General features: G+C 62.6%; 20 protein-coding genes and 2 pseudogenes. 12 read left to right on the top strand and 10 right to left on the bottom strand.

The window, feature by feature from the left end; all coding sequences use genetic code 11:
• Positions 1-29 precede the first annotated feature (29 nt).
• From MESCI_RS00105 to MESCI_RS00070, 9 genes and pseudogenes are all read left to right on the top strand, one after another.
• Positions 30-680: an RNA-binding protein gene (locus MESCI_RS00105; RefSeq protein ID WP_013527895.1), complete on the top strand. Its 651-nt coding sequence runs from the start codon at positions 30-32 to the stop codon at positions 678-680.
• The gene (gene infB / locus MESCI_RS00100; protein ID WP_013527894.1) at positions 677-3,253 is read left to right on the top strand and encodes a translation initiation factor IF-2; all 2,577 of its coding nucleotides are present in this window, start codon (positions 677-679) and stop codon (positions 3,251-3,253) included. The genes MESCI_RS00105 and infB overlap by 4 nt, the downstream gene beginning before the upstream one ends.
• A 125-nt stretch (positions 3,254-3,378) precedes the next feature.
• A complete protein-coding gene (gene rbfA / locus MESCI_RS00095) occupies positions 3,379-3,819 on the top strand; it encodes a 30S ribosome-binding factor RbfA (RefSeq protein WP_013527893.1) in 441 nt (146 codons plus the stop codon).
• Positions 3,819-4,488 (top strand): annotated as a pseudogene (truB, locus tag MESCI_RS00090) (tRNA pseudouridine(55) synthase TruB); the annotation flags it as partial. The gene rbfA and the pseudogene truB (MESCI_RS00090), both read left to right, overlap by 1 nt.
• A gap of 86 nt (positions 4,489-4,574) precedes the next feature.
• A pseudogene (gene truB, locus MESCI_RS33245) lies at positions 4,575-4,814 on the top strand (tRNA pseudouridine(55) synthase TruB); the annotation flags it as partial.
• Between the two features lie 44 nt (positions 4,815-4,858).
• Complete coding sequence (gene corA / locus MESCI_RS00085; protein WP_013527891.1) at positions 4,859-5,953, top strand: magnesium/cobalt transporter CorA; 1,095 nt, start codon at positions 4,859-4,861, stop codon at positions 5,951-5,953.
• Between the two features lie 139 nt (positions 5,954-6,092).
• Positions 6,093-6,404 (top strand): 30S ribosomal protein S15, encoded by a 312-nt coding sequence (gene rpsO / locus MESCI_RS00080; RefSeq protein WP_269470859.1) that lies wholly within the window; start codon positions 6,093-6,095, stop codon positions 6,402-6,404.
• 278 nt (positions 6,405-6,682) lie between these two features.
• On the top strand, positions 6,683-8,830 hold the full coding sequence (gene pnp / locus MESCI_RS00075) for a polyribonucleotide nucleotidyltransferase (RefSeq protein ID WP_013527890.1): 2,148 nt from the start codon (positions 6,683-6,685) through the stop codon (positions 8,828-8,830).
• 100 nt (positions 8,831-8,930) lie between these two features.
• Entirely contained in the window at positions 8,931-9,950 is a 1,020-nt protein-coding gene (locus MESCI_RS00070) for a class I SAM-dependent methyltransferase (RefSeq protein ID WP_013527889.1), read from the top strand.
• 72 nt (positions 9,951-10,022) lie between these two features.
• On the opposite strand, the gene MESCI_RS00065 is transcribed toward MESCI_RS00070, so the two are convergent.
• The 4 genes from MESCI_RS00065 to fabA form a co-directional block, all read right to left on the bottom strand.
• Entirely contained in the window at positions 10,023-11,567 is a 1,545-nt protein-coding gene (locus MESCI_RS00065) for a putative bifunctional diguanylate cyclase/phosphodiesterase (protein ID WP_013527888.1), read from the bottom strand.
• Between the two features lie 207 nt (positions 11,568-11,774).
• Positions 11,775-12,587 (bottom strand): enoyl-ACP reductase FabI, encoded by an 813-nt coding sequence (gene fabI / locus MESCI_RS00060; RefSeq protein ID WP_013527887.1) that lies wholly within the window; start codon positions 12,585-12,587, stop codon positions 11,775-11,777.
• Positions 12,588-12,600: 13 nt separating this feature from the next.
• On the bottom strand, positions 12,601-13,821 hold the full coding sequence (fabB, locus tag MESCI_RS00055) for a beta-ketoacyl-ACP synthase I (RefSeq protein WP_013527886.1): 1,221 nt from the start codon (positions 13,819-13,821) through the stop codon (positions 12,601-12,603).
• 51 nt (positions 13,822-13,872) lie between these two features.
• Positions 13,873-14,388 carry a 3-hydroxyacyl-[acyl-carrier-protein] dehydratase FabA gene (gene fabA, locus MESCI_RS00050; protein ID WP_013527885.1) on the bottom strand — a complete coding sequence of 172 codons (516 nt, stop codon included), beginning with the start codon at positions 14,386-14,388 and terminating at the stop codon, positions 13,873-13,875.
• Positions 14,389-14,630: 242 nt separating this feature from the next.
• On the opposite strand from fabA, the gene irrA reads away from it, so the two are divergent.
• Positions 14,631-15,062 carry an iron response transcriptional regulator IrrA gene (irrA, locus tag MESCI_RS00045; protein WP_064995785.1) on the top strand — a complete coding sequence of 144 codons (432 nt, stop codon included), beginning with the start codon at positions 14,631-14,633 and terminating at the stop codon, positions 15,060-15,062.
• Between the two features lie 46 nt (positions 15,063-15,108).
• On the top strand, positions 15,109-15,516 hold the full coding sequence (locus tag MESCI_RS00040; protein WP_013527883.1) for a DUF4260 domain-containing protein: 408 nt from the start codon (positions 15,109-15,111) through the stop codon (positions 15,514-15,516).
• Here the strand turns inward: MESCI_RS00040 and MESCI_RS00035 are convergent.
• Positions 15,489-16,049 carry an SH3 domain-containing protein gene (locus MESCI_RS00035; protein ID WP_013527882.1) on the bottom strand — a complete coding sequence of 187 codons (561 nt, stop codon included), beginning with the start codon at positions 16,047-16,049 and terminating at the stop codon, positions 15,489-15,491. The genes MESCI_RS00040 and MESCI_RS00035 overlap by 28 nt on opposite strands.
• Positions 16,050-16,258: 209 nt before the next feature.
• Between MESCI_RS00035 and MESCI_RS00030 the strand changes: the two genes are divergently transcribed.
• Entirely contained in the window at positions 16,259-17,260 is a 1,002-nt protein-coding gene (locus MESCI_RS00030; RefSeq protein WP_013527881.1) for a 2-hydroxyacid dehydrogenase, read from the top strand.
• A 47-nt stretch (positions 17,261-17,307) separates the two neighbouring features.
• Here MESCI_RS00030 and MESCI_RS00025 read toward each other — a convergent pair whose 3' ends face one another.
• The 5 genes from MESCI_RS00025 to dnaA all read right to left on the bottom strand — a co-directional run bounded on the left by MESCI_RS00025 (position 17,308) and on the right by dnaA (position 22,713).
• Complete coding sequence (locus MESCI_RS00025) at positions 17,308-17,796, bottom strand: GNAT family N-acetyltransferase (RefSeq protein WP_013527880.1); 489 nt, start codon at positions 17,794-17,796, stop codon at positions 17,308-17,310.
• Between the two features lie 4 nt (positions 17,797-17,800).
• Positions 17,801-18,556, bottom strand: a complete 756-nt coding sequence (locus MESCI_RS00020) for a molybdopterin-synthase adenylyltransferase MoeB (RefSeq protein WP_013527879.1) — start codon at positions 18,554-18,556, stop codon at positions 17,801-17,803.
• Positions 18,557-18,587: 31 nt separating this feature from the next.
• Positions 18,588-19,733: a DNA replication/repair protein RecF gene (recF, locus tag MESCI_RS00015; protein ID WP_013527878.1), complete on the bottom strand. Its 1,146-nt coding sequence runs from the start codon at positions 19,731-19,733 to the stop codon at positions 18,588-18,590.
• A gap of 82 nt (positions 19,734-19,815) precedes the next feature.
• Complete coding sequence (gene dnaN / locus MESCI_RS00010) at positions 19,816-20,934, bottom strand: DNA polymerase III subunit beta (RefSeq protein ID WP_013527877.1); 1,119 nt, start codon at positions 20,932-20,934, stop codon at positions 19,816-19,818.
• Positions 20,935-21,237: 303 nt separating this feature from the next.
• On the bottom strand, positions 21,238-22,713 hold the full coding sequence (gene dnaA / locus MESCI_RS00005) for a chromosomal replication initiator protein DnaA (protein WP_127387494.1): 1,476 nt from the start codon (positions 22,711-22,713) through the stop codon (positions 21,238-21,240).
• Between the last annotated feature and the right edge of the window lie 144 nt (positions 22,714-22,857).

Below are 22,857 nucleotides of genomic sequence, written 5' to 3'. Positions count from 1 at the left end.
GCATCGCACCGAACCCGCCCTTGGACGAGATGAACGATCGCACCTGCATCGTTACGCGCAAACAAGCCGAACCGGATGATCTGATCCGGTTCGTCGTCGGCCCGGATTCGGCCGTCGTTCCCGACATCAAGAGAAATCTGCCCGGCCGCGGTTGCTGGGTGAGCGCCGACCGCCTACATATCGACAAGGCTGCGGCGAAGAACCTCTTTGCCCGCGCCTTCAAGGCACAGGTGGTCGTGCCGCCCGATCTTGGCGGCATGGTCGACGGGCTGCTTTCCAGGCACGCTCTGGGCATGCTTGGTCTTGCCCGCAAGGCAGGCGCAATTTCGCTTGGTGCTACCAAGGTCGAGAGCGCGGTGCGCGGCGGATTGGCGCTTTTCGTGCTGCATGCTTCCAAGGCGTCCGATGACGGCGTGCGCAAGATCAGCCAGGCACGACGGGCGACGGTCCATCTCGGTGGGCCCGCTATCCTTGCCTACAAACTTTTCTCCGAGGCCGAGTTGAGCTTGGCATTGGGGGGTACAAATGTGATACATGCTGCCGTTCTCGCGGGAGACGCGGGCAGGGCGGTCCAGAAGCGCATGGTTGCGCTCGACCGGTATCGGGGCGGTTCCCCGGACGATCTGGCAATGCTTGCGGCTGTTGCTGACGAAGATGATGCCGCAGAGGATATGGAATGAGCGATACGAAATCGGGTGACGACAATACGCTGAGTGTGACGCCGAAGAAGACCTTGACGCTGAAGCGCCCCGGTATGGAACAGGGCACTGTGCGCCAGAACTTCTCGCACGGCCGCACCAAGCAGGTCGTCGTCGAAACCAAGAAGCGCAAGTTCTCGATGCCCGGCGACAAGCCGGAGCCTGTTGCCGCCCCCGTCTTCACACCGAAGCCGGCGGTCGTGGCCGCACCCGTCGTCGTGCCGGAAGCACCGAAGGCGCCGCCACCCCCGCCGCCACCGGCCCCAGTCGAGCGCAGCGGCATGGTGCTGAACGAACTGTCGCGCAGTGAAATGGAAGCACGCCGCAGGGCGCTCGAGGGCTCGAAGGTTCGCGAGGTCGAGGACCGCCAGCGCGCCGCCGAGGATGCCAAGCGTCGCGCCGAGGACGAAGAGCGCCGCAAGCGCGAACGCGATGAATCCGCGCGCCGCCAGGCCGAGGAAGAAGCACGGTTGCAGACCGAGGCCGAATCCCGCCGTCGGGCCGAGGAAGAGGCGCGTCGCCGCGCGCCATTGGCTGCCGAACTGGCAACAGTCGATGACGAGGAAGTGGCCAAGCCGAAGCGGGTTGGCGCCGGCGCACCGGTACGCCGTCCGGTCACGCCTGAAGTGGCGCGTCCGGCCAAGCCGACCAAGAGCGAGGAAGATCGCCGCCGTGGCAAGCTGACGCTGAATTCGGCATTGTCCGACGAAGATGCGCGAGCCCGTTCGCTGTCGTCGATGCGTCGCCGCCAGGAAAAATTCAAGCGCGCGATGCACAATGAGCCGCGCGAGAAAGTCATGCGCGAAGTGATCCTGCCAGAGACCATCACCATCCAGGAACTGGCGCAACGCATGTCCGAGCGCGCGGTCGACCTGGTCAAGTTCTTCATGAAGCAGGGCCAGATCCTGAAGCCGGGCGACGTCATCGACGCCGACACGGCCGAGCTGGTCGCCACCGAATTCGGCCACACGGTCCGCCGCGTCGCCGAATCCGACATCGAGGAAGGCCTGTTCAACATCGCCGACAATGCCGAGGACCTGGTTTCGCGTCCGCCGGTCGTGACGATCATGGGTCACGTCGATCATGGCAAGACCTCGCTGCTCGACGCGATCCGCAACGCCAATGTCGTCTCCGGCGAAGCCGGCGGCATCACCCAGCATATCGGCGCTTACCAGGTCGAGAAGAATGGTCACAAGATCACCTTCATCGACACGCCCGGCCACGCCGCCTTCACGGCGATGCGTGCTCGTGGCGCCCAGGCGACCGATATTGCCATCCTGGTGGTTGCGGCCGATGACAGCGTCATGCCGCAGACGATCGAATCGATCAGCCATGCCAAGGCGGCCGGCGTTCCGATCATCGTGGCGATCAACAAGATCGACAAGCATGATGCCGATCCGCAGAAGGTGCGCTCCGAACTGCTGCGCCACGAGGTTTTCGTCGAATCCATGGGCGGTGAAGTTCTGGACGTCGAAGTATCGGCGACCAAGGGCACCAATCTCGACAAACTGCTCGAGGCGATCCTGCTGCAGGCCGAAATTCTCGACCTGAAAGCCAATCCGGACCGTACCGCCGAAGGCGTCGTCATCGAGGCCCAGCTCGACAAGGGCCGTGGTCCCGTTGCCACCGTGCTGGTGCAGACCGGCACGCTGATGCCGGGCGACATCCTCGTTGCCGGCAATGAATGGGGCCGGGTGCGTGCGCTGGTCAACGATCGTGGCGTGCAGATCAAGGAAGCGCCGCCGGCGATGCCGGTGGAAGTGCTTGGCTTGCAGGGCACCCCGCAGGCCGGCGATCGCTTTGCCGTGGTCAACAACGAGGCCCGTGCCCGCGAGATCACCGAATACCGCCAGCGTCTGGCGCGCGAGAAGGCGGTTGCCAAGCATGCCGGCCAGCGCGGTTCGCTCGAGCAGATGATGTCGCAATTGCAGACAAGCGGGCTGAAGGAATTCCCGTTGGTCATCAAGGGCGACGTGCAGGGCTCGATCGAGGCGATCAACGCCGCACTCGACAAGCTCGGCACCGACGAGGTTCGTGCACGCATCGTCCATGCCGGCGCCGGCGCCATTACCGAAAGCGACGTGTCGCTGGCCGAGACTTCGGGTGCCGCGATCATCGGCTTCAACGTCCGCGCCAACGTCCAGGCACGTGCCGCTGCAGCGGCGGCTGGCATCGAGATCCGCTACTACTCGATCATCTACAACCTTGTGGATGACGTGAAGGCGGCTCTGTCGGGCCTGTTGTCGCCGGAGCGTCGCGAGACTTTCATCGGCAATGCGCAGATCCTCGAAATCTTCGACATCACCAAGGTCGGCAAGATCGCCGGCTGCCGTGTCACCGAAGGCAAGGTCGAGCGTGGTGCGGGCGTGCGCCTGATCCGCGACAACGTCGTCATCCACGAAGGCACGCTGAAGACGCTGAAGCGCTTCAAGGACGAAGTTTCGGAAGTCCCCGGCGGCCAGGAGTGCGGCATGGCCTTCCAGAACTACGAGGACATGCGCGTCGGCGACGTCATCGAGTGCTTCCGCGTCGAGATGGTGACCCGGACACTCTGAGTTCGAGTGACTTGTCCATACCGGGCGGTGGTCGAAAGGCCGCCGCCCCAAGTCTATTGAGAATGCCCATATGAGACATGCGGCACGGTTCCATCCCGCGCCTCACGCTTTCAGGATTGAGAAAAATGCCCCGTCCAACCGCATCCAGCCCATCCCAGCGCATGCTGCGCGTCGCCGAACAGGTGCGCCATGCGCTATCCGAAACCCTGCAGCGCGGCGAGATCATCGATCCGCTGATCGAGAACACCGTGGTGTCGGTCTCGGAAGTGCGCATGTCGCCCGATTTGAAGGTCGCTACCGCTTTCGTCTCGCCGCTCGGCGCCAAGGATACCGATGCGGTGGTCGAGGCGCTGAACAAGCATGCGAAATTCGTCCGTGGCCGTGTCTCCGGCGCGCTGCGGCAGATGAAGTTCATGCCGGAGTTCCGCTTCAAGCTCGACACCTCCTTCGACAATTTTGCCAGGATCAACGACCTCTTGAAATCGCCGGAAGTGGCGCGCGATCTGGGTCCTGAGGACCAGGAAAACGCAGACCAGGACAAAGACGACAACAAGGACACCGAATAGTGGCGCGTCGCGGCAAGAAGAAGGGCCGGCCGATCTCGGGCTGGCTGATCCTGGACAAGCCGGTCGGCATGGGCTCGACCGAAGCCGTCTCCAAGATCAAATGGCTGTTCCAGGCGGAAAAGGCCGGCCATGCAGGCACGCTCGACCCGCTGGCGTCCGGCATGCTGCCGATCGCGCTTGGCGAGGCTACCAAGACCGTGCCTTACGTGCAGGACGGCGCCAAAATCTATCGCTTCACCGTTGCCTGGGGACAGGAGCGTTCGACCGATGACCTCGAAGGTCCGGTGACGAAAGAATCCGACCTGCGTCCGTCGGAAGCCCAAGTGCTCGCCCTGCTGCCGAAATACACCGGCGTCATCATGCAGACGCCGCCGCAATTCTCGGCGATCAAGATCGCAGGCGAGCGCGCCTATGATCTGGCCCGCGACGGCGCGACGGTCGACATACCCGCGCGAGAGATCGAGATCGGCCGTCTGGACGTTGTCGAGCATGGCGCCGACCATACTGTTTTCGAGGTCGAGTGCGGCAAGGGCACCTATGTGCGCTCGCTGGCCCGCGACATGGGCCGCGACATCGGCTGCTTCGGTCACATCTCCGAATTGCGCCGGGTCGAGGTCGAGCCGTTCACCTCGGAAGACTTCGTCACCATCGCCGAACTGGAAGCCGCCCGTTTCGGTGTGGAGGAGGTCGACAGCTCGGACACGACAGAAGCCGCTGACAAGGCAGAGGCTGCCGACAAGGTGGAAGCGCCAATCGACTTCGACGCCATCGATGCGCTTCTGGTCGACACATCGGCTGCCCTCGATTGCCTGCCGCAGATCGCCATCAGCGATGACGCGGCAACCAAGATCCGCCTCGGCAACCCGGTCATCATCCGCGGCCGCGACGCACCGGTGGAAGCCGAAGAAGCCTGCGCCACGGCGCGCGGCAAGCTGGTCGCCATCGGTGCCATTGAGCAAGGCATGTTCAAGCCCAAGCGGGTCTTTGCCGGTTGATTCCTGTCGTCTAATGTCGAGGCGAGGACTCGCACGAGGGGAATATGGCAAAGGCTGAGACCGTGAAGACGCGGGCACCGGCGAAAACGCGGCGGCCGCCGGTCGGTGCGTCGCCCGGCACGCTGATCGCCGACCCGTCGGCGCGTCGCTCGGAACTGCGTTTGACGCTGATCTCGCCCGAAAAATTCAAGACTATCGAAAATGCCAGCATCGACGACCTCAACACCCATTGCGACAAATGGCCGGTCCTCTGGCTCGACTGCACCGGCCTCGCCAACATCCCGCTGATCGAGGAGATCGGCCGCATTTTCAGCCTGCATCCGCTGGCGCTGGAGGACGTCGTCAACACCGGCCAGCGGCCCAAGGTCGACTTCTTCGAGGACCATGCCTTCGTCGTCGTCAGGATGATCGACGATGTCACCTCGCACCGCTATGAGCAGATCGCCGTCTTCTTCGGCAGCAACTTCGTCGTTACCTTCCAGGAGCGGGAAGGCGATCCATTCGATCCGGTGCGCAAGCGCATCGAAAGTTCGGCGCCCAACCGGCTGCGCGCCCGCGGCGCCGACTACCTTGCCTATGCGCTGATCGATGCCATCGTCGACAGCTATTTTCCGCCGATCGAGGCCGCCGGTGACATGGTCGACAGCATCGAGGACCAGATGCTGCATTCGCCGCACAAACACCAGATGCGGCAGCTGCATGAATTGCGGCGTGACGCCAACGTGCTGAAAGGCGTGCTGTGGCCGATGCGCGATGCGCTGGCGACGCTGATCCGCAACGATGTGCCCTATGTGAAGGCCGAGACCAAGATCTTCCTCAACGACACGCTCGACCATGCGCTCAGGCTGATCGAGCTGGTCGAGACCCAGCGCGATATGCTGACCGGCCTGATCGAGATGCACCTGTCGCTGAGCCAGGCGCGCACCAACGACGTTATCAGCTATCTCACCATCGTCTCGGTCATCTTCATGCCGCTCACCTTCCTGGTCGGCATCTGGGGCATGAATTTCGATCCGGAGTCTTCGCCCTGGAACATGCCGGAACTGAAGGCCTACTACGGCTATCCCTTGTCGCTGCTGTTCATGGCGCTTGTCGCGTTCGGGCTGATCGCCTTCTTCAAATGGAAGAAATGGCTTTGACAGGGATAAACCTGCCATTTTGGCCTGAAAAGCCGGCTTGTGAATTGGGCTGGTGTTTTCCGGGGAATTGCACTATATGCGCCGCAGCTTAGCGCTATGACGCTTTGCTTGCACCGGCCCCTGCTGGACGACATCCCGGCTGAGGGCGACCCGTTTCCTCAAACAGATAAGGAAAAACACGATGTCGATTACTGCCGAGCGCAAACAGGAATTGATGGGTGAATTCGCAACCGCCAAGGGCGATACCGGGTCTCCGGAAGTCCAGGTGGCCATCCTTTCCGAGCGCATCAAGAACCTGACCGACCATTTCAAGGACCACAAGAAGGATAACCATTCCCGCCGTGGTCTGCTTGCTCTCGTCTCCCAGCGCCGCAGCCTGCTTGATTATCTCAAGCGCAAGGACGACGCGCGCTACCAGACGCTGATCGAGAAGCTCGGTCTGCGTCGTTGACGAATCGACCGGCGGGCTTTCGAAGGAGAGCCCGCCGGTCGCGCATTCTGCCAGTCGTATCGACTGGCCAGACCCGGTTTCGATCGTGCAGAGGGCACTCGAAACCGCCCATGGACGGTCATGGGGCAGGATTGCAGGACGCTCGCGCGCGCACCGCGCCGAAATCACCCGAGCCTCCCGTTGTCTTGCCCGTGGCTGCCCGAGAAAGGAAGCCAGGGAAAGGGCATCTCCGCGCACCGTGAAACGGCGCGGCCCTTTCCTCATATTAAGGACAAGAGATGTTCAATCACCACAAAGTGGAAATCGAATGGGGCGGTCGTCCGCTCATCCTCGAAACCGGCAAGATCGCGCGCCAGGCTGATGGCGCGGTGCTCGCCACCTACGGCGAGACCAAGGTCCTCGCCACCGTCGTTTCGATGAAGGAGCCGAAGCCCGGCCTCGATTTCTTCCCGCTGACCGTCAACTACCAGGAAAAGACCTACGCCGCCGGCAAGATCCCGGGTGGCTATTTCAAGCGTGAAGGCCGTCCGAGCGAGAAGGAAACGCTGGTTTCCCGCCTCATCGACCGCCCGATCCGCCCGCTCTTCGCCTCCGGCTACAAGAACGACACCCAGATCGTCGTCACCGTCGTCCAGCATGATCTCGAGAACGATCCCGACATCCTGTCGATCGTTGCCACTTCGGCCGCCCTGACGCTCTCCGGCGTCCCCTTCATGGGCCCGGTCGGCGGCGCCCGCGTCGGCTACATCAACGGCGAATACGTTCTGAACCCGCATGTCGACGAGATGCAGGAATCCAAGCTCGACCTCGTTGTCGCCGGCACCGCCGACGCTGTGCTGATGGTTGAGTCCGAAGCCAAGGAATTGGGCGAAGAGCTGATGCTCGGCGCCGTCATGTTCGGCCACAAGGGCTTCCAGCCGGTCATCGACGCCATCATCAAGCTGGCCGAAGTCGCCGCCAAGGAGCCGCGCGACTTCACCGCGCCGGACTATTCCGCGCTTGAAGCCGAGATGCTGAAGATCGTCGGCGACGAACTCAGCAACGCCTACAAGAACGTCGACAAGCAGAAGCGTTACGCCGCCGTCGACGCCGTCAAGGCGAAGGTCAAGGCAGCGTTTGCCCCGGCCGAAGGCGAAGATGCCAAGTACACTTCCGAGCAGATCGGTTCGGTATTCAAGGAACTCCAGGCCAAGGTCGTGCGCTGGAACATCCTCGACACCGGTTCGCGCATCGATGGGCGTGACCTCAAGACGGTCCGCAAGATCGTCTCCGAAGTCGGCGTCCTGCCGCGCACCCACGGTTCGGCGCTGTTCACCCGCGGCGAGACCCAGGCGCTGGTCGTTGCCACGCTCGGCACCGGCGAGGATGAGCAGTATGTCGATTCGCTGACCGGCATGTATAAGGAGAAGTTCCTCCTTCACTACAACTTCCCTCCCTATTCCGTCGGCGAGACCGGCCGCATGGGTTCGCCGGGTCGCCGCGAAATCGGCCATGGCAAGCTCGCCTGGCGCGCCATTCGCCCGATGCTGCCGAGCGCCGACCAGTTCCCCTACACGCTGCGTGTCGTCTCGGAGATCACCGAGTCCAACGGTTCGTCGTCGATGGCCACCGTCTGCGGCACCTCGCTGGCGCTTATGGATGCCGGCGTGCCGCTGGCCAAGCCCGTCGCCGGTATCGCCATGGGCCTGATCAAGGAAGGCGAGCGTTTCGCCGTTCTATCCGACATCCTCGGTGACGAGGATCACCTCGGCGACATGGACTTCAAGGTCGCCGGCACCGCCAACGGCATCACCTCGCTGCAGATGGATATCAAGATCGAAGGCATCACCGAGGAGATCATGAAGATCGCGCTGGACCAGGCCAAGGATGGCCGCCAGCACATCCTCGGCGAGATGGCGCATGCTCTGACCGGCGCGCGTTCGGAACTCGGTGAGTTCGCACCGCGCATCGAAGTGATGCACATCCCGACCGACAAGATTCGTGACGTGATCGGCTCGGGCGGCAAGGTGATCCGCGAGATCGTCGAAAAGACCGGCGCCAAGATCAACATCGAGGACGACGGCACGGTCAAGATCGCTTCGTCCAATGCCAAGGAGATCGAGGCGGCGAAGAAGTGGATCCACACCATCGTCGCCGAGCCGGAAGTCGGCGAGATCTACGAAGGTACGGTCGTCAAGACCGCGGACTTCGGCGCTTTCGTCAATTTCTTCGGTCCGCGTGACGGCCTCGTCCACATCTCGCAGCTTGCCAACGACCGGGTCGCCAAGACCTCGGACGTGGTCAAGGAAGGCGACAAGGTCTGGGTCAAGCTGATGGGCTTCGACGAGCGCGGCAAGGTCCGCCTGTCGATGAAGGTCGTCGACCAGGCCACCGGCAAGGAACTCGCCCGCGACAAGAAGACCGAAGGCGAAGAAAACGCCGCCTGATTGGTCTGAGATCATGAATCGAAACGGGCGCGGCTTATGTCGCGCCCGTTTTCATTTTCAGCCTAGGTTTCAAAGCGCTTAGACAAGTCGAGATCGAACAATGTCCGCCGAGCCGTTGAAGACGCTTTTCCATTCCTTCGAGGCGGAGGCTGTTTCTCTACCGGGCAAGGGCACGCGCGCCCTGTTTCTCGGCGCTGAGCCGGGTTTTCGCCTGCCTGGAGGCTTTGAGGCGACGCTTCACCTCGTACAGGGCTTCCGGCCGCATTTCAGCGCGCTGCAGGCGTCTGGCTTCGTCGTCACCGCGCAAGTGGAAGGCGATGGCTTCGATATGGTACTTGTGCTTGCCGGCCGGCATCGCGGCCTGAACGAAGTGCGCATCGCGCAGGCGCTTGAGTGCGTGGCGCCGGGCGGCCTGGTCGTCATTGCCGGCGGCAAGGACGATGGCATTGCCAGCCTGCGCAAGCGCGTTGACGAGCTTGTGCCGCTTGAAGGCCACTTGCCCAAATATCACGGCATTGCCTTCTGGCTGCGACGTCCCGCCGATCTCGCCGCCGCGGAAGAATTGCGCGCTGCCAACCCCGCTCGGCTGGTTGAAGGCCGGTTCCACACCGCGCCCGGCATGTTCTCGTTCGACCGGATCGATACCGGCTCGAAATTGCTGGTCGAGAATTTGCCCAATGACCTGCGTGGCAACATTGCCGATCTCTGCGCCGGCTGGGGCTATGTGGCGGCCGAGATCGCCGCCCGCTCCCCCGGCGTTCAGGCGCTCGACCTCTATGAGGCCGATTTCGCCGCGCTTGAAGCCGCGAAGCTCAATCTGGCAGCGGTCAGCCAGCCGATCGCCAGGAATTTCTTCTGGATCGATCTGCTGAAGGAACCAGTCGAGAAGCGCTACGACGCGATTGCCATGAACCCGCCCTTTCACCGCAGCCGGGCGGCCGAGCCGGAGATCGGCGCCGGCATGATCCGAGCGGCGGCCAAGGCCTTGAAGCCGGGTGGGCGGCTGTTCATGGTCGCCAACCGTCAGCTTCCCTACGAGCCGATCTTGGCGGCTGTCTTTTCGAGCCATGCCGAACTCGCTCGTGACGGCATGTTCAAGGTGCTTTCCGCTCGTCGTTGAAGCATGATCCCGAAAGTGGATACCGGTTTCGGAAAAGATCATGCTCAGACGAAAACAGATATCGCGTCGCACTCAATGCAGATTGGCAACGCCCCGGACCTCATCGGTGATATGCACGTCGCCGACCCTGATCTTGAGGGGGGCGGGCCTGCCATACAGGTAGCCTTGCACCACCTCGCAGCCGGCTGCCCTGAGCAGTGTCGCCTGGCTTTCGGTCTCGACGCCTTCGGCAATGATGCTGACGCCGAGCGCGCGCGAAAGCCCGACGATGGTCGAGACGACCGCACCGGAGCTGGAATCCGTGTCGAGGCGGCTGACGAAGGACCGGTCGATCTTCAGCTTGCCGAATGAGAAATCGATCAGGTAGCTCAAATTGGAATAGCCGGTGCCGAAATCATCGACGGCGACCGAAATGCCGATATCCGCAAGCTCCTTCAGGATGGCGGCGGCGCGGTCGCGATCCTGCATCATCGCCGTCTCGGTCACTTCCAGTTCCAGCCGTGACGGCTTGATGCCGGTGCTCGTCATGGTGTCGCGCACGATGCCGACGAAGTCCTTGGTCATGAACTGGACGGGCGAGATGTTGACGGCGACGAAGCAGTCGTCGGGCAGATGCCGGGCGTCGCTGCAGGCTTTGCGCAGCACCCATTCGCCGATCGGACCGATCATGCCGGTTTCCTCGGCGATCGGAATGAACTCCATCGGCGGGATCATGCCGCGTTCCGGATGCCGCCAGCGGATCAGCGCTTCGTAGCCGACGATGCGGCCGGTCGGGAGATCGAGCTGCGGTTGGTAATGAAGGTCGAAGTCACCGCGCTCGAAGGCTGTATGCAGTTCGGATTCGATCCACTGGCGATGGTCGGCGACCCTGCCCATTTCGGCATGGAAGACGGACCAGTTGCCGACGCCGCTGGCGCGCGCGTTCTGCAGCGCCAGATTGGAGCGGCGCAGGATGAGGACGGGATCGACACCGTCCTTTGGCATCGCCACGATGCCGACCGACAGGCTGACCGATTGCAGGTGCGTACCGAGATCATAGGGCTCCATCATCTCGTCGATGAGCCTCTCTATGGTGCTTTCCAAGGACCCTGCGACTTGGTTGTCGGGGAGCAGGATCGCGAATTCACCGGCGCCGATGCGTCCGATCAGCGCGCGCGGCGGCACGCACGTCTTCAAGCGCTTGGTGAAGGCGCGGATCAGCTCGTCGCCCTGGCTGTAGCCGATGGCGTCATTGATCTGCTTGAACCGGTCGATGTCGATATCGATGAGGAACATCGGCTCGCCGGTCCGGCTGGTCGCGCATGCCGCCTCGGCAATCTTGCCGACCATCGCCGGACGTGCCACCAGGCCGGTCAGCTTGTCGAAATGGGTTTCCGTGAAGACGAAATCCGCCGATTCATCGACGCCGGCGAAGAAGGACATCGCGGCGACCGACGCCGCCAGTGCGCAAAGAGCGGCCATCACCGAGACCATCATGTCGGCGGAGATGCCGGCAAAGCCATCGCCGAGACCGAGCTTCAGGCCCCAGAGCCCGAGGACGAAACTGCCGAGACCCGAACTCGCTATGGTGAGCAGTCGGAACACCGGTGTTCGCTTCGGGTTGCTGACGGCGAGCATTGAAAGTTCCCCTGAGTACGGAGCTTTCTACCGGATATCTCCTTAAAATGAGTTTCCGCGAATGAATCCAATTTTATTGGACCTCAAGTATTTCTTGAGCGGATCAATGCGACTGGCGCTGAAACGGGGTTTAGCCGCGCGCTTTAAGCTTCGTGTTTTCAGATGTCCGCCATTTCAAAACCGTCGCGCACCTTTGGCCGACAGGCGTTAGTCTCGCCCGCCGTCGGTCTGCTTCAATTCGTCGAGCGTCGGCATGGAAACGATGTGATAGCCGGAATCGACATAGTGGATTTCGCCGGTAACCCCGGAAGACAGATCCGACAACAGATAAAGCGCCGAACCACCGACCTCGTCGATGGTCACCGTGCGGCGCAGTGGCGAGTTTCGCTGCTGGTAGGAGAACATGTGGCGGGCGTCCGAAATGCCGGCGCCGGCGAGCGTGCGCACGGGCCCAGCCGATATGCCGTTTACCCTGATGCCGCGCGGACCGTAATCGTTGGCGAGGTAGCGCACGCTGGCCTCCAGTCCGGCCTTGGCGACGCCCATGACATTGTAGTTCGGCATGACGCGGACGGAGCCCGCATAGGTCAGCGTGATCATCGATCCGCCGTCCTTCATCAAGGTGGCCGCATGGCGGGCGACCTCGGTGAAGGAGTAGCAGGAGATCACCATGGTGCGGACGAAATTATCCCGGCTGGTGTCGGCGTAGAGGCCTTTCAACTCGTTCTTGTCGGAAAAGCCGATGGCGTGGACGATGAAATCCAGCCCGCCCCATTCGTTGCCCAGGGTCTCGAACGTGGCGGCGACCGAAGCGCTGTCCTCGACGTCGCACGGCACGACCAGCGAGGCGCCGAGCTTGTCGGCCAGCGGCTTGACCCGGCGTCCGAAGGCATCGCCCTGATAGGTGAAGGCGAGTTCCGCCCCGTGTTCGGACAATTTCCGGGCGATGCCCCAGGCGATCGAATGATCGTTGGCGACACCCATGACAAGCCCGCGCTTGCCCTTCATCAATCCGTCCATGGCCGGCAAATCCTTATGCGGAATAGCGCTGGAAAACGAGCGTGGCGTTGGTGCCACCGAAGCCGAACGAATTGGACAAAACAGTGTCGATCCTGGCATCGTCGATGCGCTTTCGCACGATCGGCATGCCCTCGAATTCGGGGTCGAGGGTCTCGATATGGGCGCTTTCGCCGATGAAACCGCCCTGCATCATCAGGATCGAGTAGATGGATTCCTGCACGCCGGCCGCGCCCAGCGAATGGCCGGTCAGCGACTTCGTCGAGGTGATGTACGGCATCTCTGGGCCGAACACCTCGCGGATGGCGCCCATTTCCTTGGAATCTCCCACCGGCGTCGAGGTGCCATGGGTGTTGATGTAGTCGACCGGCGTGGAAACCGTGGCCAGCGCCTGGCGCATGCAGCGGACCGCGCCTTCGCCTGAAGGAGCAACCATGTCGTAGCCATCCGACGTCGCGCCATAGCCGACGATCTCGGCATAGATCTTGGCGCCGCGCGCCTTGGCATGCTCAAGCTCTTCCAGCACCAGCACACCGGCGCCGCCGGCAATGACGAAGCCGTCGCGATTGGCGTCATAGGCACGAGAGGCGGTCGATGCCTTGTCGTTGAATTTCGACGACATGGCGCCCATGGCGTCGAACAGGTCCGACATCGTCCAGTCGAGATCCTCGTGGCCGCCAGCGAAGACGATGTCCTGCTTGCCCCATTGGATCAATTCATAGCCATTGCCGATGCAATGCGCCGAGGTCGAACAGGCCGACGAGATCGAGTAGTTGACGCCGTGGATCTTGAACCATGTGGCAAGCGTCGCCGATGCGGTCGACGACATTGCCTTCGGCACCGCGAACGGACCGATGCGCTTGGGACTACCGTTCTTCAGCGTCGTTTCGGCAGCTTCGACGATGGTGCGGGTGGATGGTCCGCCCGATCCCATGACGATGCCGGTGCGCTCATTGGTGATGTCGCTCTCGCCGAGGCCCGCATCCGCGATCGCCTGGTCCATGGCGACGTGGTTCCATGCAGCACCCTGGCTCAGGAAGCGCATCGCACGGCGATCGATCATCGCCGATGGATCGAGCGTCGGCGCTCCCCAGACCTGGCAGCGGAAGCCGTGTTCGGCGAAGGAATCCGAGAAGCTGATGCCTGATCTGGCGTCATGCAGCGAGGCTTGCACCTCGTTGGCATTGTTGCCGATCGACGACACGATGCCGAGGCCTGTGACTACGACACGTCTCATTCGCAACTCCTTCCAGGGATGCTGGCCAAGGGGGCTGGCCAGGGGTGCCGGTCAGCCGACCGCCGACTGCTTGGACAGACCGACTTTCAAATCCGTTGCCGCGTATATGGGTTCGCCATCCGCCTTCAGCCAGCCATCGGCGATGCCGAGCACCAGCCGGCCCCGCATCACGCGCTTGAAGTCGATGCCATATTCGACCTTCTTCACCGAAGGCGTGACCATGCCCTTGAATTTCACTTCGCCGGTCGACAGCGCCATTCCCTTGCCGGGTTCGCCAAGCCAGCCAAGGTAGAAGCCCGTCAATTGCCACATGGCGTCGAGGCCGAGGCACCCCGGCATGATCGGATTGCCGATGAAATGGCAGGCAAAGAACCACAGGTCCGGCTTGATGTCGAACTCCGCGCGGATAAAACCCTTCTCGAAGGCGCCGCCGGTCTCGCTGATCTCGGTGATGCGGTCGAACATCAGCATTGGCGGATAGGGAAGCTGGGCGTTGCCCGGTCCGAACAGTTCGCCGCGGGCGCAGGCCAGCAATTCGTCGTACTCGTAGCTGGATTTACCCGCCATCAATCTCATCCCATATCGTTCCGGGCCATCGGGTGCCCTTGTCGTTGGTTTCCTAACACAATCTGTTTCAGGCCGGAAACCGGCGTTTGCGCTTAGCCTGCTCGTCTGCCTGGGTCAATGCGCGCTATTGATCGCATTCGGACGACAGAATATATGTCCTGAGAGGTCCGGTTTCGGCAGACGTTCATTTTTTTGCCATTCTGGGCGTGTCTTGGGGCGGAACTGTGGGGTTCGACGAGAAGATGGACCTGGACGGCCGGAAGGAAAATGTCGCTGTGGACAAGCGGGTCCGTGAAGCCGGGCTGAGGCCGACGCGTCAGCGCATTGCGCTGGCCGATCTGCTTTTCGCCAAGGGCGACCGGCATCTGTCGGCCGAGGAACTGCACGAGGAGGCGGTTGCCGCCGGCGTGCCGGTGTCGCTGGCCACCGTCTACAATGCCCTTCACCAGTTTACCCAGGCGGGACTTTTGCGCATCCTCGCCGTCGAAGGCGCGAAAACCTATTTCGACACCAACACCTCCGACCACCACCATTTCTACATCGAAGGCGAAAACCGTATATTCGACATCGACAGCGGTCCGGTGACGGTTGCCAACCTGCCGGAGCCTCCGGAAGGGATGGAGATCGCCAATGTCGACATCGTCGTGAGGCTGCGCCCCAAACGCCTCGAATGACTGGCGAGGCCAGAATCATCTGCCAAGCCAGAATTATCGGCCAGGGATGAAACCCCTCGATCTCGTAATCCGGCTCGAATGGGCGATCGTGGCACTGGCTGCCGTCATTTTCTACGGTTCGACCGGCATCTCCTGGTGGCTCTTCGGATTGCTTATCCTGGCGCCTGACCTATCGATGTCGGGCTATCTGGCCGGTCCGCGCGTCGGTGCCCTTGCCTACAACGCCTTGCACATCCTGATCGTGCCCGTGCTGCTGCCGCTCGGAGGGCACATGTGGGGCAATGCGGCCGCGATGGCGGTTGCGCTGATATGGATCGCCCACATCGCCATCGACCGTGCGCTGGGCTACGGTCTGAAGCTGCCGACCGGCTTCCAGGACACCCATCTCGGCCGTATCGGGCATAAAGCCAGGACCGCGAAAGAGAATCAGTCCTTGACCCGTTCGCCGGGATAGGCGCCCCAGACGACCGACTGGGCAAGCCAGCCGGTGTGGCCTTCGAACGTCATTTCGCACCACTGGCCGTCGCAGGATTTGATCGTACCCATGACGCCAGGTTCGATCATCGCGACCACCCTTGCATCCTTGTCGGGGCTGTTGAGAAGATTGATCCGGGTGCCCTTGCCGCGCTGCCATGGTGCGACGATTGCCGTGCGTCGGCCGGAAAGCAGCGACTGGTTGATCCAGCCTTCCGAACCATCGGCATCGCGCACGCGGCGCCATGTGTCGAATTCCTGGATGATCTCCATCGGCAGGCCGGCCTTCATGTACATCCAGTCGACCGAGTAGTTGGCGCCGGGGCCGACGCGCGAGTTGACGCGGCCGGATTTCAGGCTGACGAACCGCGGCAGCGGCAGGCCGCTCGGCCCGAGCGTGACGACGCTCTGGGCAGGTGCAGCCGCACTCTGTGCCGCCGTAAGCGGAGAATAAAGCAGAGCGCCGAGAAATGCTGCACTGAGGGTCAGGCGAAGCGACGCGAAACCAGACACTTTCATTCCTTTCGGCGCTTGCCTCGGCGCCCCTTTTTCTTTGTCTTCGGCGGCACCGCTTGTTACATGGGTAATCGGCACCGCGACCGGCTTTCAGTTTCGCCGGTCTTGGTTAAAGAGGTCTCAACGAGATCGGGTTAGAGCAATTCCAGCAAACCTGTGAAGCGGTTTTGCGTTCGGTATTGCGGCAAATACTCGAGAGGGAAACAATGGCAGGCAAAAAAAGGCCTCTCGTCGTCATCACGCGCAAGCTGCCCGACCCGGTCGAGACCCGCATGCGCGAACTGTTCGACGCAAGGCTGAATGTCGAGGACCGGCCGATGACGCAGCCGGAACTGGTCGCGGCGGTCAAGGAAGCCGACGTTCTGGTGCCGACCATTACCGACAATATCGACGCGGCGCTGATCGCTCAGGCAGGCGACAACCTCAAGCTGATCGCCAATTTTGGCAACGGCGTCGACAAGATCGATGTCGCGGCTGCGGCCAAGAGGGGCATCACCGTCACCAACACGCCGAATGTCCTGACCGAAGACACCGCCGACATGACGATGGCGCTGATGCTGGCGGTGCCGCGGCGGCTCGCGGAAGGCGCCAATGTGCTCACCGGCGACAAGAAATGGGCCGGCTGGTCGCCGACCTGGATGCTGGGCCGGCGCATCTGGGGCAAGCGGCTCGGCATTGTCGGCATGGGGCGGATCGGCACGGCCGTAGCCAGGCGGGCCAAGGCCTTCGGACTGTCGATCCACTATCACAACCGCCACCGCGTGCTGCCGGCCGTGGAAGACGGGCTGGAGGCGACCTATTGGGAAAGCCTCGACCAGATGCTGGCCCGGATGGATATCATCTCGGTCAACTGTCCCTCGACGCCGGCAACCTTCCATCTGCTTTCGGCGCGGCGGTTGGCGCTGCTGCAGCCCACCGCCTATGTCGTCAACACCGCGCGCGGCGACATCATCGACGAGGAAGCACTGGTCAAGCTGATCCAGGACGGCAAGATCGCCGGCGCCGGCCTCGATGTCTACGAGCACGAGCCAGCCTTGAACGGCAAGCTGCTGAAGCTCGCGGCCAAGAACAAGGTCGTGCTTTTGCCGCATATGGGCTCGGCGACGCTCGAGGGCCGTATCGACATGGGTGAAAAGGTCATCATCAACATCCGCGCCTTCGTTGACGGCCACCGCCCACCAGACCGCGTGCTGCCGCTCAGGACCTGATGCTGTCGCGGTGCAATATCCGTGGCCCACAAACCGTAAGATAAGACTTACGGGAGGGCTTTGCGCATGGTGACCGAAGTCGGCCTGGCATAGCCGTCATGCGCCGTCCGTTCAGTTTCGCGAAAGCCGAGGCGAGCAAAGGCCGCATGGTTTGCGGTCAACTCGATCCGCGTCTGAAGCTCGATGGCGGCCTTGCCGCGGCTGCGGGCAAGGTCTTCGACCGCCTGCATCAGCTGCCGTCCAATGCCTTGTCCCTGGCAGTCCGGCGCCACGGCGAGCTTGCCGACATAGAACTCTGCCACCTTTTCAAGGGCAAAGACGCAGCCGACGATCCGATCGCCCTTGAGCGCCACGAAGCCGGTCTCCCGCCCTGCCTTGTCCCGCAGAGTGTCGGCGGTCAAAAGGTGGGCCGAGGAGGGCGGGTCGATAACATCGTCCATCGAGGCGAAGGCACGCATGATCAATGCGAGCACATCGTCCCAACGGTCGAAATCGGTCGGGATCCGCCTGATGGAGACTGCTTCGATCCGGCCCAAGAATTCAGCTTCTCTTGTAACGGATGGTGTCGAAGCGCGCCGCCAGCCCATCATAAAGCAGCAGCCGGCCGACCAGCGGTTCGCCCACGCCGGTGATCAGCTTGACCGCCTCCATGGCCTGCAGCGTGCCGATGACGCCGGTCAGCGCGCCAAGCACGCCGACTTCGGCGCAGGACGGCACCAGGCCCGGCGGTGGCGCTTCGGGAAACAGGTCACGATAGCCTGGGTTGGGCTTGCCGTCCTTGCCGTCTTCGAATGGCTTCAGCACCGTGACCGAGCCGTCGAAGCGTCCGACGGCGGCATGCACCAGCGGTTTCCCAGCGCTCGCGCAGGCATCGGCCACGGCGTAGCGCGTTTCGAAATTATCGGAACCGTCGACGACGATGTCATAGCGGGCGACGAGGGCAGGCGCATTGTCCGTGGTCAGCCGGAATGTATGCGGTTCGACTGTGGTATTGGGATTGATGCGGGCGATTGCCGCCTTGGCGCTGTCGGTTTTCAGCAGGCCGACAGTGTCGGTGCCGTGAATGACCTGACGCTGCAGGTTGGAGAGCGAAACGGTGTCGTCATCGACCACGCCGAGCGTGCCGACGCCGGCGGCGGCAAGATATTCAAGCACCGGGGCGCCCAGCCCGCCGGCGCCGATGACCAGCACCCGGGCCTGCTTCAGCCTCTGCTGTCCGGCGCCGCCGATTTCCGGCAGCACGATGTGGCGGGCATAGCGTTCGATCTCGTCTGCGGTCAGGGCGGCAGTGGTCATTGCCTGATCATACAGGCACGGAAAAACCTTGTCAGGGGTCTTCGGTTGGCCCAACCGTCCCATGGTCGACGGTCAGGAATTGCGCGCGGCCCTGGAGACTGGAAAACAGCGCAGCATCGGTTCCTGTCATGAATGCCTGGCAGTTCAGTTCCTCCAGGATGGAAAACAGCGCCGCGCGCCGCCCGCTGTCGAGATGCGCAGCGATCTCGTCGAGCAGCAGGATCGGCGTCATGCCCGACATTTCGCCGGTCAGCCTCGCGTGCGACAGCACGATGCCGACCAGCAGCGCCTTCTGCTCGCCGGTCGAGCAGAGCTCGGCCGGCATCGCCTTGGGGCGGTGCCGAACCACCAGGTCCGAACGGTGCGGGCCGTCGAGCGTACGCCCGGCGGCGCGATCGCGCTCGCGGCCCTCGGCAAGCGTCCGACGGAAGCGTTCCTCCACATCGACCGCCGGCGCCACGGCAATCTCGGCTTCCAGCTCGCCTGAAAGGCCGATATCGGCTTGCGGAAACGGTCCCGTGTCGGGCAGCCTGTCGATCATGGCGGCCAGCAGGCGCACCATCTCGGCGCGCGCCGCGGCAATCGCCACACCGGTTTCGGCCATCTGCGTCTCGATAGCGTCGAACCAGCGGTCGTCCCGAGAGCTTTCGGTAAGCAGCCGGTTACGACCGCGCATCGCCTTCTCGTAGTCGATCGCACGTTGCCCGTGGCCGGGATCGATCGCCAGCACCAGCCGGTCGAGGAAGCGCCGGCGATCCGCGGCCGGTCCGGTGAATAACGCGTCCATGGCTGGCGTCAGCCAAACCACGCGCAGCCATTCCAGCATGTCCTCGGCCGAACGCGCCGAAGCTCCGTTGATGCGTACCCGCCTGCCGCCTTCGCCGGCGGTGTCACCGCCGGAAATACCTGTTCCGATCTCGACCTGGCCATCAGGTCCGTCGAGCCGAGCATGCAGCGCAAAGCCGCCGTCGCCGCCCTCGCGCGCGACATCGGCGTAGGGCGCGCGGCGCAAGCCACGTCCCGGTGTCAAAAAGGAGATCGCTTCGAGGAGATTGGTCTTGCCGGCGCCGTTGTCGCCGGAAAAAACCACGGCACCTGGCGCCAGATCGATCGTCAGCGCCGCATAGTTGCGGAAATTAGTAAGTGTTAGCTTACTTATATGGTTCTGTGCCGGCAACCGCTATCCGCCTATAGAAGTCGCCGTAAATATCGCGCTTGCCGCCGGTCCACAACAGGACCGAAGTGCTGACACCGCGCCGCTACACGCGCATCGGCATCAGCACATAGAGTGCGGTCTCGTCGGCCATGTCGTGGATCAGCGTCGGCGAACCGGCATCCGCCAGCATGAACTTGGCCTCCGTGCCGGTCAGCTGCGCGGCAACGTCGAGCAGGTACTTGGCGTTGAAGCCGATCTCGATCGGATCGGATGAATAGTCAGCGGACAGTTCTTCGGTGGCGCTGCCTGAATCCGGATTGTTGACCGCAAGCGTCACCTGACCCTCGCTGATCGACAGCTTCACCGCGCGACCGCGTTCGGAAGAGATGGTCGAAACACGATCGACGGCGGCGGCAAAGCTCTGGCGGTCGATGATCAGCTTCTTGTCGTTGCCTGTCGGAATGACCCGCTGATAATCGGGGAAGGTGCCGTCGATCAGCTTCGAGGTCAAAACCACGCTGCCGATGGTGAAGCGGATCTTGGTGTCCGACAGTTCGGTGGTCACCGCAACATCCGGATCGTCGACAAGCTTCTGCAGCTCGCTCACCGTCTTGCGCGGAATGATGATGCCCGGCATGCCCTCGGAACCCGCCGGCGCGTCGATCTCGGCGCGCGCCAGGCGGTGGCCGTCGGTCGCCACCGAGCGCAGCTTCAGCTTGCCGCCAACCTCATGCGTGTGCAGGTAGATGCCGTTCAGGTAATAGCGTGTCTCCTCGGTGGAGATGGCGAACTGGGTCTTCTCGATCAGGCCTTTCAGGGCAACCGAGTCGAGACGGAAGATATGCGAGAAGGATCCGGCCGAAAGCTCCGGGAAGTCGGATTGCGGCAGGCACTGAAGGCGGAAGCTCGAGCGGCCAGACGTCACCGTCATGGCGTTGCCGTCCTCGTCCGTCTTCAGCATCACCTCGGCGCCATCGGCGAGCTTGCGCACGATGTCGTAGAGCAGATGTGCCGGGACCGTCGTCGCCCCGCCGCGCTCCACCTTGGCGGGCGTCGCTTCGGTCACCTCGAGGTCGAGATCGGTTGCCTTCATTTCAAGGCTGGCGCCTTCGGCGCCGAGCAGCACGTTGGACAGGATCGGTATGGTGTTTCGCCGCTCGACCACACGATGGACGTGGTTGAGCGACTTCAGGAGATTTGACCGTTCCAGGATAACACGCATGACGAAACAGGCTCGCTTGAATGAATGACGGGTCACCAGTGAGCGGCGTCCCGCGAAAGGTCTGAATAGGCTCAGAATCTGCGTAAACTGACAGGAAAAAACCAGCAAACGCAAGCCCGCGCCGCCGGTTCAGGCCGGCTACGCGGGCTTTCTGGGGATAACGCGCCCGAAGTCCGCGAGCCAGTGTCGAAAAACCGAAATCCAGATCGCTTCCAGGCGATGCCACGAGCCCGATGCAGGCCCGGCGCCGCACTGGCAAGCCATTGAATCCCGGCGTTGTTTCGGTTCGGCCCTCCCGGAGGGTCAGGCCTGATCGTTGATCAGCCGCCTCAGAAGCTCAAGTTCCTGCGCCAGCGTGTTGTCGTTGCCGGAAAGGTCCTCGATCTTGCGCACGGCATGCAGCACCGTGGTGTGATCGCGGCCGCCGAAACGCCGTCCGATCTCGGGTAGCGAGCGCGGCGTCATCACCTTCGACAGGTACATGGCGACCTGCCGCGGCTTGACGATGGTGCGCGTGCGCCGGTTGGACAGCAATTCGGTCTTCGACACATTGTAGTGACGCGCCACGATGCGCTGGATGTCCTCGATACGGACACGCTTCGGCTCGCCTGTGCGATAGATGTGGCCGAGGATTTCGTCGATCCGGTCGATGGTGATCTGCGGCTCGAAGGATTGACGGAACAAAAGCTGATTGAAGGCGCCTTCCAGCTCGCGTCCGCTGCCGGTCACGGTGCGGGCGACGTGATTGAGGATCTCCTCCGAAATGTCGAGGGATGCGTCGTCGCTCCTGGCCGTGGCAAGGCGCAATTTGAGCATGCCGAGGCGCATGGCGAAATCGGGCGCCGACATTTCAAGCGCGACACCGCCATTGAGGCGCGAACGGACCCGCGGTTCGAGCGATTCCAGTTCCGATGGTGGCCGGTCGGCAGCGACGACGACCTGCTTGGCGCTGTCGAGCAGCATGTTGATCAGGTGGCAGAATTCATGCTGGATCGACTTGCCCTGCAGGAACTGCATGTCGTCGATGATGAGCAGGTCGATGTCGCGCAGCTGCTCCTTGAGCGTCAGAGCGTTGTTGTCGCGGATCGCGGTGGCAAAGCGCCACATGAAATACTCGGCCGTGAGATAGACGACGCGCGACTTGGGGTTCTGCTTCAGCGATTCCGCGGCGATGGCCTGCAGCAAATGGGTCTTGCCGAGCCCGACGGTTGCGTGAAGGAAGAGCGGATTGAAACGCACCGCGCTCGATTGCGATTCCGCCACTGCCTTGGCGGCGGCGAAGGCCACCCGGTTCGACGGCCCCTCGATGAAAGAGCCGAACGTGTAGCGTGGATCGAGCGGTGACCCCAGAACGTTGTGGCGGAATTCGCTCTCGATGGGTGTGCCCGGACGCGGAGTCGATGCGCGCTCCACCCGGCTGGGGCTGACTGTGCCTGCGGCAAGCGCCGTCTGCGTCTGCCGTGTCACCTTGCTGCGTGCCGGCGTTACCTCTGGCTCGGCCTGGGCGCGTCCCTGACGGGTTGCCGTGCGCACGACGATGTCTATCTTGAGAAGATCGGGATCCTCCTGCTTCCACAGCTCGGAGATGAGGTCGAGATAGTGGCCGTTGATCCATGAGCGCAGGAAGGCGGTAGGCACCGAGATGCGGACAATGCCCTTGGAAGCCTCGGCGACTTTCATGCGGCCAAACCAGCTCGAATAGACTTCGGTTCCCAGGCGCGCCTTCAACTGGGTCTTGACCCGGTCGAATTTCTGTTCCGCGTCGCTGGACACCGCCATGTCGTTTGCTCCGATCAAAGTTCCAGGAAATGGGAGGTCGCCCGTAAGTTCCCTTTCGATGCCGCTCTGCATGATCTTTTCCTTGTCCTTCCGTACCTGTTTTCCGCCGGGGATGCGCCTCCTGCATCCGGTTCCGGCGACCTA

Origin of the sequence: Mesorhizobium ciceri biovar biserrulae WSM1271, assembly GCF_000185905.1 — a bacterium.
Taxonomy (GTDB): Bacteria; Pseudomonadota; Alphaproteobacteria; order Rhizobiales; family Rhizobiaceae; genus Mesorhizobium; species Mesorhizobium ciceri.
This window is presented reverse-complemented; position numbering and strand designations above follow the sequence as displayed.

Excerpts from the sequence above, each read along its gene's own strand:
- MESCI_RS00040 (WP_013527883.1), top strand. The coding sequence starts at position 15,109 with ATGAAACCCCTCGATCTCGTAATCCGGCTCGAATGGGCGATCGTGGCA.
- irrA (WP_064995785.1), top strand. The coding sequence starts at position 14,631 with ATGGACCTGGACGGCCGGAAGGAAAATGTCGCTGTGGACAAGCGGGTC.
- MESCI_RS00105 (WP_013527895.1), top strand. The coding sequence starts at position 30 with ATGAACGATCGCACCTGCATCGTTACGCGCAAACAAGCCGAACCGGAT.
- infB (WP_013527894.1), top strand. The coding sequence starts at position 677 with ATGAGCGATACGAAATCGGGTGACGACAATACGCTGAGTGTGACGCCG.
- corA (WP_013527891.1), top strand. The coding sequence starts at position 4,859 with ATGGCAAAGGCTGAGACCGTGAAGACGCGGGCACCGGCGAAAACGCGG.
- fabB (WP_013527886.1), bottom strand. The coding sequence starts at position 13,821 with ATGAGACGTGTCGTAGTCACAGGCCTCGGCATCGTGTCGTCGATCGGC.
- MESCI_RS00070 (WP_013527889.1), top strand. The coding sequence starts at position 8,931 with ATGTCCGCCGAGCCGTTGAAGACGCTTTTCCATTCCTTCGAGGCGGAG.
- fabI (WP_013527887.1), bottom strand. The coding sequence starts at position 12,587 with ATGGACGGATTGATGAAGGGCAAGCGCGGGCTTGTCATGGGTGTCGCC.
- dnaN (WP_013527877.1), bottom strand. The coding sequence starts at position 20,934 with ATGCGTGTTATCCTGGAACGGTCAAATCTCCTGAAGTCGCTCAACCAC.
- MESCI_RS00030 (WP_013527881.1), top strand. The coding sequence starts at position 16,259 with ATGGCAGGCAAAAAAAGGCCTCTCGTCGTCATCACGCGCAAGCTGCCC.
- pnp (WP_013527890.1), top strand. The coding sequence starts at position 6,683 with ATGTTCAATCACCACAAAGTGGAAATCGAATGGGGCGGTCGTCCGCTC.
- MESCI_RS00020 (WP_013527879.1), bottom strand. The coding sequence starts at position 18,556 with ATGACCACTGCCGCCCTGACCGCAGACGAGATCGAACGCTATGCCCGC.
- fabA (WP_013527885.1), bottom strand. The coding sequence starts at position 14,388 with ATGGCGGGTAAATCCAGCTACGAGTACGACGAATTGCTGGCCTGCGCC.
- rbfA (WP_013527893.1), top strand. The coding sequence starts at position 3,379 with ATGCCCCGTCCAACCGCATCCAGCCCATCCCAGCGCATGCTGCGCGTC.
- dnaA (WP_127387494.1), bottom strand. The coding sequence starts at position 22,713 with ATGGCGGTGTCCAGCGACGCGGAACAGAAATTCGACCGGGTCAAGACC.
- MESCI_RS00065 (WP_013527888.1), bottom strand. The coding sequence starts at position 11,567 with ATGCTCGCCGTCAGCAACCCGAAGCGAACACCGGTGTTCCGACTGCTC.